We start from the raw sequence: 8,195 nt of genomic DNA on the forward strand, positions 1-8,195 counted from the left end.
CTCAGCCCCCGATCAGGACGGTCGGATAGCCGATCACGACGCTGCCGCCGTGGGCGCAGGTGTCGCCCATGCGCGCGGCCGGGCGTCCGCCGATCAGCACCGTGGCGGAACCCTTGACGATGCTGTCCGGCGGGCCGACGCAGACGGCGAGGTCGCCCACGACGGCTGCCGGCAGCTTGCCGATCAGGACGGTGGGCACGCCGGGGCCGGTGATCGGCCCGCCCACATGGGGGATCGGCGGGACGCCGGGCGTCACCATGGGGCAGACGTGCATATCGGTTAAACGGGCGGCGGGCGGCATGGCGTCCTCAATTGATCATGACCAGGGCGCCCTTGACCACCGTCTGGCCGCTGGCGGACAGTTCGGCGCTGGCCGCCCCCTTCGCGGTCAGGCCCATCCTGGCGGTGCTCGCGATGTTGAGGGCGTCCTGCTTGAGGTCGGCCTTGCTCGACTGCTCGATATTGCCCACCGCGTCGAGCGTGATCTTGCCCTTGGCGGTGATCGCGATGTCCTTCGGACTGTCGAGGGTGATGCCGCCCGTGTCGAGCGTCACCTTGTTGCCGGTCTGGTCCTGCAGCACGATCGACTTGGCGTCGTCGCTCAGCACGATGGTGTTGTTTCCGGGCGTGGCGATGGTGATCGACTTCTTGTCGTCGTCGAACTCCACTTTCAGTTTGCTGCGCGTGACCAGGGCCTTGGTGAAGTTGTCCGCCGTCGGCTCGTAGGGCGCCTTGCGCTTGCCGCTGTACACGCTGCCGAGGATCACCGGGTGCGACGGATCGCCGTTCAGGAAGCCCAGCACCACCTCGTCGCCGATCTCGGGGATGAAGAAGTGGCCGATGCCGCTGGACGCATAGTGGCTGGCCAGGCGCGCCCAGACCCCGGCCGTCTCGGCCTTGGTCACCGGCAGCGAGACCTGGATCTTGTACTGCGATTCGGGATCGGCGTCGAGCTTCATGACCACGCCGACCTGCAAGCCGGAGACGCCCGCGTTCAGGCCGGACGCCAGCGGCGCGGCCAGCTCGCCGCGCTCGGACTGGGTCTCGGGCGCCAGGCCGAATTCGGCCTCGGTGATCCAGTTACCGTCGGCGATCATGTGGGTCACGCTGGCGAGCCAGGCGTCGCCGTCGAAGCGCTTGCCGACGCCGCTCACGGCCAGCAGCGTGCCGGGCTCGGCCAGCGCGCTGCCGACGAAGCGCATGCGCCCGCGCACGCGCGCCAGGCCGGCGCGCATCTGGCGCGCGGCGGTCCAGGCCTTGAGGCCCTCGCTGTCGAGCGCCGCCGCCGACTGCAGCCGATAGTTGTCGAGCCCGAGCACGGCGGCCAGCGTCGCGCCGTCCAGGTTGCCCTGATTGTTGAGCGTCGCCGGGCTCGCGCTCTGCTCGACCACCTCCTGGGTGGACGGATCCCAGGCGACGCCGCCGACCGCGGCCAGCTGGCTCCTGGCGTCGATGTCGGCGTCGAACTCCAGCAGGTCGACGCCATACTCGACCGCCAGCGCCGCCGCGCCGGAAGTAGCAGGGGCGGCCAGCGTCACCTTGCCGGCGTCGACCAGCGCCAGCAGACCGTTGGCCTCGGCCCGCGCCAGCACGAAGTCCCAGTCGCTGACCTCGTACTGCACCAGCTCCTTGTAGGTGACGGTGGTGGCGTCGACGCTCGCATCGAGCCCGTTCGCCTTGATCAGCTTGGACAGGATCGCGTCGTCGCTCATGTCGACGAAGTTGGCGCTGTGCCGGCCGACCGTCATCTTGATCGCCTTGTCGCGGCACTCGACCACCAGCCGGCTGCGTCCGAAGGGCCCGATGCGCACGCCGTGACGGATGACGATGCCGCTAAAGACCTGGTCGGTGGCGGCCTCGCCGCGGCCTGCCTTGATGACGATCGCGGCGCCCGGCTTGAACAGCTCGCCGTCGCTCAGCGCCAGGCGCATGCCCTCGTCGACGTCGCTGTCATCCAGCACGACCACGCGGGCGGAAGGAATGCGGTTGACCGCATGCGTGATTTCGACCGACAGCAGCTGCGCCGCATCGGGCAGCGCGACGCCATCGCAGGTGACTTCGACCCGCAAGTCGCCGTCGGCGTTGTCGAGTGGAGACTGTGCCATCGTCAGGCTTTCGGTGGTGTGGCGAGCGTGGTCCCGGCCGGGACATTGCGCATCGACGTCAGGTTGTTGTAGCGGGCCAGCGCGGCGGCCATGCCCGGGTCGCTATAGGCGGCGAAACACAGCTCGGGCAGGCGCACCCCGGCCTCGACGCTGAGCTGGCGGCTCATGGCCGCGGTTTCGCGCGCCGGCTTGGTGTTGTTGGCCGGGACGTACTCTTCGACCGACAGCGACACGCGCGCCCGCAGCGGCGTGCCGTCCGGCGCGAACAGGGTGAACTTGGTGCCGACGCGCCGCACGCGCCCCACGAAGTACAGGGCGCCCCACACCAGTTGCACCATCGGATAGACCGTGGTCTGGCCGATACGCTTGATCTGGACGATCGCCAGCAGGTCGGCCAGCTGCTGCTCGACGCTCTGCGGCACGCCGGTCGCCGACGGCACCACCCCGGTGCCGTCCAGCACCAGGTCTTCCAGCGTCAGCGTCTCCTCGATGCCGCCATCGGCGGCGCCATCCTTGCTGGCCTTGGCCTGGCGCGCGATCTCGTAGCCCGACGGATTGAGCATCGCCTGGAACGGCGTGCCGTTCGGCTTGCCGGCGACGATGTTCCACTTGCTGATCTTGAAGCGTTCCTTCTCTGCCATGTCAGCGCTCCCGCTGCAGTTCGAGCAGTTCCTGGATCATGCGGCGGCACTCGACGCGCCAGTCCGAAGACGGCGCGCAGAAGCCGTCCTTCTGCTCGTCGGGCGTCTCACGCCCGGCGCCGGGCTGGCTTGCCTGGCGCTGGACCACCTTGGACGTGATCGACAGGTTGCGTATTTCGATGGCCATGCTGTTACAGGAGTCGGGTGGAATAGGTATAGCTCAGGGTGATGGTCTCGATCGCGACCGCGTTGTTCATCGCGTCGAAATTGCCGATCTCCCACTGGGTCGGATAGGCGTTGGCGAACAGCCAGGCGCGCAGCGGATTGCTCTGCTCGTCGAGCAGGTAGATCGTGAGCGGGACGGTGAGGATCTGGCGTCCAAGCCCGCCTTCCAGCGTGGCGCGGCACCATTTGGCCAGCGCGGAGCCGGCCGGCGCCACGCCGCGCTTGAGCACCAGCGGCTTGTACTTCACGCCGGTCGGCAGGCGGTGCACGAAACGGGTCTCCCCGCCTTCGCTTACCTCCTCGACCTGCATCTCGCCGCCGATGCCCGATACTTCCTGGAAGCTGGTTTCGTCCTTCATGCCGTTTTCGGCGAACACGACCCGGAACGAGTACGCGACCGGCGGCAGATTGGCCTGCTCGGCGCGCAGTGTGCGCGCCAGGATCTGCGTCTGCAGGCTGCTGGCGCTCACGCCGCCGCCCCGCACCGCGGAAACGGAACGGGGCGCCGGCGGGGGGGCAGGCGGCGGCGGAAGCGGGGGCGCGGGTGGAATCCCGGCCTTATCCGTCACCGCGCCGCCTCTTCTTCATCGTGCATCGTCGGCATGCGATCACCGTCAGCTGTTGGCGATGGTCAGGCCCTCGTGCGCGATCTCGATGGTCTCGATCGCCACTTCGTTGCCTTCGGCCTTCAGGTCGGTGCTGGTGATCTTGATCGGGAACGCGTTGAGCAGGGTCCAGACCATGGTCGGGGCGCCGGTCTCGTCGAGCAGGCTGATGGTCACCGGCTTGCGCTTGATGGTGTTCATCTTGATCTCGTTGAACCAGTCCCAGAACTTGTTATCGCCCTTGTAGACGCCCTTCTTCATGGTCACGTTACCGACCTTCATCATGCCCGGCATCTTCATCACGCCGAACGACTTGCTGTCGCCGGCGCGGTACTTGAGTTCTTCCATCTCGATCTGGAGGCCGCTGACCTCCTGGAAGGACATCACTTCGGAGTCCCATTTCACTTCGAAATAGAACTTGGGGAGGGGCCACAGGTTCTTGGATTGTGCGGAACCGTCGTCTGCCATCGTATCCTCGCTTTGCTATGTTCAATAAGGTGGTTGGGTGTCGCTGCCCGCGGGCTTACGACTTCTGCATCTGCTGCTGGAAGGTGATCTCGATGAACTCGGCCGGGCGCGACAGGGCGACCAGGATCGTCATGTTCATGCGGCCTTCCAGGATGTCTTCCCCGGTCATGGTCTCGCCCAGGCCGCAGAACACGCTGAAGGCGTCGCTCGGCGAGGCGCCGGCCAGGCCGCCGCGCTTCCAGATGCCGGTCAGGAAGTTGCTCGCCATGCCCTTGACCGTGACCCAGGTGTTGGCGGTGTTCGGCTCGAACACATAGGCCGCCATCGCCAGGCGCAGCGATTCCTCGAGCATGATCATGGTGCGGCGCACGTTGACGTAGCGCCAGTCGAGGCTATTGCCGTCCAGGGTGCGCGCACCCCATACCAGCACGCCCGAACCGATGAAGGCGCGGATCGCGTTGATCGACTTGCCCGAGGTGGTGACGTTCAGGTCTTCCTGCTCGGCGTGGCTGATGCTCACCACCGGCGCGATGACCGAGTTCAGGCTGACGTTGGCCGGCGCCTTCCACACGCCGCGGCCGTTGTCGACGCTGGTGTAGACGCCGGCCATCGCCGCCGCCGGCGGCAGGCGGTTGAGGCGGCGCGCCAGGCGTCCCATCAGGCTCGCGTACAGGGGGCTGAACTTGGCCAGCAACTGGTGCAGGTCGAGCTGGCCCTTGGCCACGTCGCTCTCGTTCTGGTAGCGCTCGCCGTCGATCTCCCAGCTGGCGTCCAGGTTGTTCACCGCCGCCACCTTCTCGTCGAAGCCCTTGCGCGGGATCGGATCGACGGGCGCCCTGGCCGGGTCCAGTTTCATGTCGGCCGTGAGCAGGGTCTTGAGCAGGCCCTTGTCGTTCAGGTTGCGAAAGCTCAGCGCAGTCTCGGGCACGATGGTGGTGTCGACCCACGGATAGTAGGCGGCGGCGAAGTGCAGGTTGTTCACGCCCAGCGCATCGCGGAACTGCGCGATCGGATCGCCGGCCGGATCCTTGCGGTCGCGCCAGCCGTCGTACACGTCGAGGATGGCGAAACGGTTCTTCATCACTTCGCCGCAGTGCTGGAGCACGGCCTGCTGGACCGCGATCGCGGATGCGCCCGGGCTGTCCTCGGTGCCCTTGAGCAGCATGGCGTCCGGCACGACCACCAGGGTCGGTTCCTGTTCCTTGCGCAGCACGTCCAGGCCGGCCACGATCGGATCGGCCTCGATCGCGTCGCCGTAACCGCCCACCGACACCACGTAGCACGGGCCGCCGCCGTTCTGGTAGAACAGCTGCATGCTGTAGTACAGCAGGTAGGCGCCGCTGTCCTGGCTCATGCGGTAGGCCTTGCGCGGGCCGGTCGGGTTGGCCGGATCGGGCACCACCACGTCGTCTTCGCCCGCATCCTTCAGTTCGACTTCGGCCAGGTTGAAGCGCGCCGCCGGCGGGCCGCCGAAGTAGTCGATGAATTCGGTCAACGACGTGATGCGCCAGGCCTTCCGGTTCAGCGTCGTGCCCTTGTTATCGGCCTTTTCGGTATAGCCGATGAACGCCGGGACGGCGGTGGCCACTTCCACGACCGAATTCGGGAAGGCGTCCTTTTCTAGGATATATACACCAGGGGTTTTGTATGCCACGTCCTCAGCTCCGCAAGTTAATAATTGACAAAAATTTCCGATACCAGCACCGCGTGTCCATCGACCTCCGCCTTGCGGCGAATGCCCGCGCACGCCACGGGCAATCTCTTGATCAGCACCTTGTCGCCAAAGGCCGCCTGTTCGCGCAACTGGAAGCGGTGCGCCGACCGCTCATGCAGCGCGAGCGCGCGGTCGGACACGAACACGGCGGCCTTCCGGCCATCCAGGCCGCCGCCCTCCACGCGCGTGAATTCCACCTCGTCGTCGAGGTCGACGATCGACAGCGCGCGTTCGGCCAGTGCGTCCATCAGGTAATACTTCCAGTGGCTCGAAGCGGCGCCCAGGCGCACGACGTAGCGCGGCGCGGCGTGCGGCGCGGGGGCATCGGGCGCCGGTGGCACCGGTGGCGCGATGCGCAGCAGCAGCGCCGGGCGCCGTGCGCCGGGCTGGCGCGGCAGGTCCGGCGCCAGCGCCTCTTCGCCCAGCAGCTCGCCGGCATGCAGGCGCCACGCGCCCGATGGCTCGCGCACCGCCTGGCGGCTGTCGGCCAGCAGCGCCTGGCCGCGCTCCGCCTGGAGCGAGGTGTAGCTGGCGAACAGCGGATCGTCGACCCGCACCTCGAACACCAGGACGGCATCCTCCTGCGCGGGCAGCAGGTCCCGGTCGCGCTCGGGGAACAGCAGCACGACGCCGCCGTCCACCTGGCGCATCAGGACGCCCGCGCGCTTGAGCAGACGGCCGGTCGGCTCGTCCGGCAGCGCGCGCCAGCCGCCGAAGCGGCCCCCATGGTAAGCATGCTCGACGTCGAAGCGGAACCACTCGCCGTAAGCGCTCATGAGGCGTCCGCCGGGCGATAGCTGGCGGACGCATCCGGCGCGGTGACGGGAGAGATCCGGCCCTGGATGTCACCGCCGCCGACGGCGACCATGCGCACGCGGTACAGCACCGACGGCAGGTAGCGCCCGCCGAGCACGCCCCAGATATTGCTCATGGCCTGGGGCGAGGTATTCTCGATATCCAGCACCAGCTTGCTGATGCGCTGGTCGAGATCGGGCGAATTGGCGTGATCGATGACTGGCTGGCGATGAAAGAATCCGATGACCAGCGACAGGAATTTGAGGGATTCCGGGTAATTCGCACCCGTGAAATTGGCCGCCACCATCAGGTAGATATTCAGGAATAGCGGCTGGGATCCGGCGAATGCCATGCCACGGCCTTCGGGCGGGCGCTGGGACACCGTATCCTTCTCGATCGAGGTCAGGAACAGGATCACGCGATTATTCACGTTCGGCGCCGGCGAGCCATCGGGCCCCAGCAGATTCGAGACCACGACAATATCTTCGGACGTTCCCAGCAGGCCTCTCAGGTATTCATTGAGTTGCGCCGCTATCTGACTGATTGCGCGATCAATCATATACTTCCTGAAAAACGGCCGTCACAATTCCCCAGCAAACGCGCCTGGCGTTCTGCCGAAAAACATCCCTGTATGTGCGCTTTGGCCGCGTGGATTGCATGCGGTCCCGCATCATGTAATTACTTCTTATATTTATAGGTGCAAAACGGATTCCAAGGCGATGCCACAATCATTGTCGATGGACGGCATGCGATCTCTTTTTTGAATGGAATCCACGATTGCACAGGCAGTTATGATGCATGCTTCGGGAAAAAAACTCCACATACTTTGCAGATATTTTTTTTAGGGTTCATCGGCAAAAATAGCTTGTCAGCGAAGGGCTGGCTCGGCTATCCTCCACGCGCGAACGAGGCCCCTCTCCCTGCAGTAATGGAAGTGATTCGATATTCGCCAAAGCCTCGGCGGTGAGAATGTCACGAGAATGTCGATTAAACTTGCCGACATTGACATATCAAGGTGAATATTCACCATTTCTTGCGGGCGAGTCGGAGATTCGATATCGCCAGAAATTCTTGTTCAATAACGAACGTTCATTGATTGCCAATGAATTGATCGACAATGAGTACTTACGGGCGCAGGCGATTGCTTATGCCGGTTGTTGCATATATCGACCGCACCGGATCTTATTGACTCAGGCAGACCATACTATTTTTTCGGCGCTGTCATCGTTACCTGTTGATGACCCCGAATGCAATACGCAGCAATTGCTCGACAGAAGTGACTCTCCCGCCATCGAGCGCCCAATGCCAGCCCAGATAGTTGGTGAGCCAGCGCGACGCCACGCCATGGAAGCGCGCCAGCCATTCCTTGAAGCGCCTGTGATAGGCGTTCACATTTTGAACGTGGATGGCGCCCTCGGCCCCGTTGCGGACGCGTTCGCCGGCACTGAGGTTGACGGCCTGGTGCGCGACGCCATGGGGCGCGGGCAAAGGCGGGATAGGCGGCGTTGGCATCGGTGACCAGCAGCGCCTGGGGATCGAGTTTTGGCAGCAAGTGCTTGACCAGTTGGGCTACCTTCAAGGCGCCGCGACCGGTCACGGCGTCGATGGTCTGGCCGCTGCGGTCGCGCGCTACCAGGATGCA

The 8,195-nt window shown here is 65.3% G+C and carries 9 protein-coding genes and 1 pseudogene; all 10 read right to left on the reverse strand.

The features are described 5' to 3' along the window. Nucleotide 1: 1 nt before the first annotated feature. On the reverse strand, nucleotides 2-274 hold the full coding sequence (locus SOM61_RS00320; protein ID WP_320472219.1) for a PAAR domain-containing protein: 273 nt from the start codon (nucleotides 272-274) through the stop codon (nucleotides 2-4). A 34-nt stretch (nucleotides 275-308) separates the two neighbouring features. Then, entirely contained in the window at nucleotides 309-2,105 is a 1,797-nt protein-coding gene (gene vgrG, locus SOM61_RS00325; RefSeq protein ID WP_320472220.1) for a type VI secretion system tip protein VgrG, read from the reverse strand. 2 nt (nucleotides 2,106-2,107) lie between these two features. Continuing rightward, on the reverse strand, nucleotides 2,108-2,746 hold the full coding sequence (locus SOM61_RS00330; protein ID WP_320472221.1) for a CIS tube protein: 639 nt from the start codon (nucleotides 2,744-2,746) through the stop codon (nucleotides 2,108-2,110). A 1-nt stretch (nucleotide 2,747) separates the two neighbouring features. Continuing rightward, complete coding sequence (locus tag SOM61_RS00335; RefSeq protein WP_320472222.1) at nucleotides 2,748-2,933, reverse strand: DUF5908 family protein; 186 nt, start codon at nucleotides 2,931-2,933, stop codon at nucleotides 2,748-2,750. 4 nt (nucleotides 2,934-2,937) lie between these two features. After that, nucleotides 2,938-3,441, reverse strand: coding sequence for a phage tail protein (locus tag SOM61_RS00340; protein ID WP_320472223.1), 504 nt, complete (start codon nucleotides 3,439-3,441; stop codon nucleotides 2,938-2,940). Between the two features lie 144 nt (nucleotides 3,442-3,585). Beyond that, nucleotides 3,586-4,044, reverse strand: coding sequence for a phage tail protein (locus SOM61_RS00345; protein ID WP_320472224.1), 459 nt, complete (start codon nucleotides 4,042-4,044; stop codon nucleotides 3,586-3,588). Nucleotides 4,045-4,099: 55 nt separating this feature from the next. After that, nucleotides 4,100-5,698, reverse strand: a complete 1,599-nt coding sequence (locus SOM61_RS00350) for a phage tail sheath family protein (protein WP_320472225.1) — start codon at nucleotides 5,696-5,698, stop codon at nucleotides 4,100-4,102. Nucleotides 5,699-5,715: 17 nt separating this feature from the next. After that, entirely contained in the window at nucleotides 5,716-6,534 is an 819-nt protein-coding gene (locus SOM61_RS00355; RefSeq protein WP_320472226.1) for a hypothetical protein, read from the reverse strand. Next, nucleotides 6,531-7,112, reverse strand: coding sequence for a Pvc16 family protein (locus SOM61_RS00360; RefSeq protein WP_320472227.1), 582 nt, complete (start codon nucleotides 7,110-7,112; stop codon nucleotides 6,531-6,533). Before SOM61_RS00360 ends, SOM61_RS00355 begins: the two co-directional genes overlap by 4 nt. A 668-nt stretch (nucleotides 7,113-7,780) precedes the next feature. Then, nucleotides 7,781-8,195: pseudogene (locus SOM61_RS00365) on the reverse strand (IS1595 family transposase); the annotation flags it as partial.

The organism is Massilia sp. CFBP9012 (assembly GCF_034045115.1).
Taxonomy (GTDB): Bacteria; Pseudomonadota; Gammaproteobacteria; order Burkholderiales; family Burkholderiaceae_D; genus Telluria.

Coding starts and splice junctions, on each gene's coding strand:
- SOM61_RS00320 (WP_320472219.1), bottom strand. CDS start 274: ATGCACGTCTGCCCCATGGTGACGCCCGGCGTCCCGCCGATCCCCCAT.
- vgrG (WP_320472220.1), bottom strand. CDS start 2,105: ATGGCACAGTCTCCACTCGACAACGCCGACGGCGACTTGCGGGTCGAA.
- SOM61_RS00330 (WP_320472221.1), bottom strand. CDS start 2,746: ATGGCAGAGAAGGAACGCTTCAAGATCAGCAAGTGGAACATCGTCGCC.
- SOM61_RS00335 (WP_320472222.1), bottom strand. CDS start 2,933: ATGGCCATCGAAATACGCAACCTGTCGATCACGTCCAAGGTGGTCCAG.
- SOM61_RS00345 (WP_320472224.1), bottom strand. CDS start 4,044: ATGGCAGACGACGGTTCCGCACAATCCAAGAACCTGTGGCCCCTCCCC.
- SOM61_RS00355 (WP_320472226.1), bottom strand. CDS start 6,534: ATGAGCGCTTACGGCGAGTGGTTCCGCTTCGACGTCGAGCATGCTTAC.
- SOM61_RS00360 (WP_320472227.1), bottom strand. CDS start 7,112: ATGATTGATCGCGCAATCAGTCAGATAGCGGCGCAACTCAATGAATAC.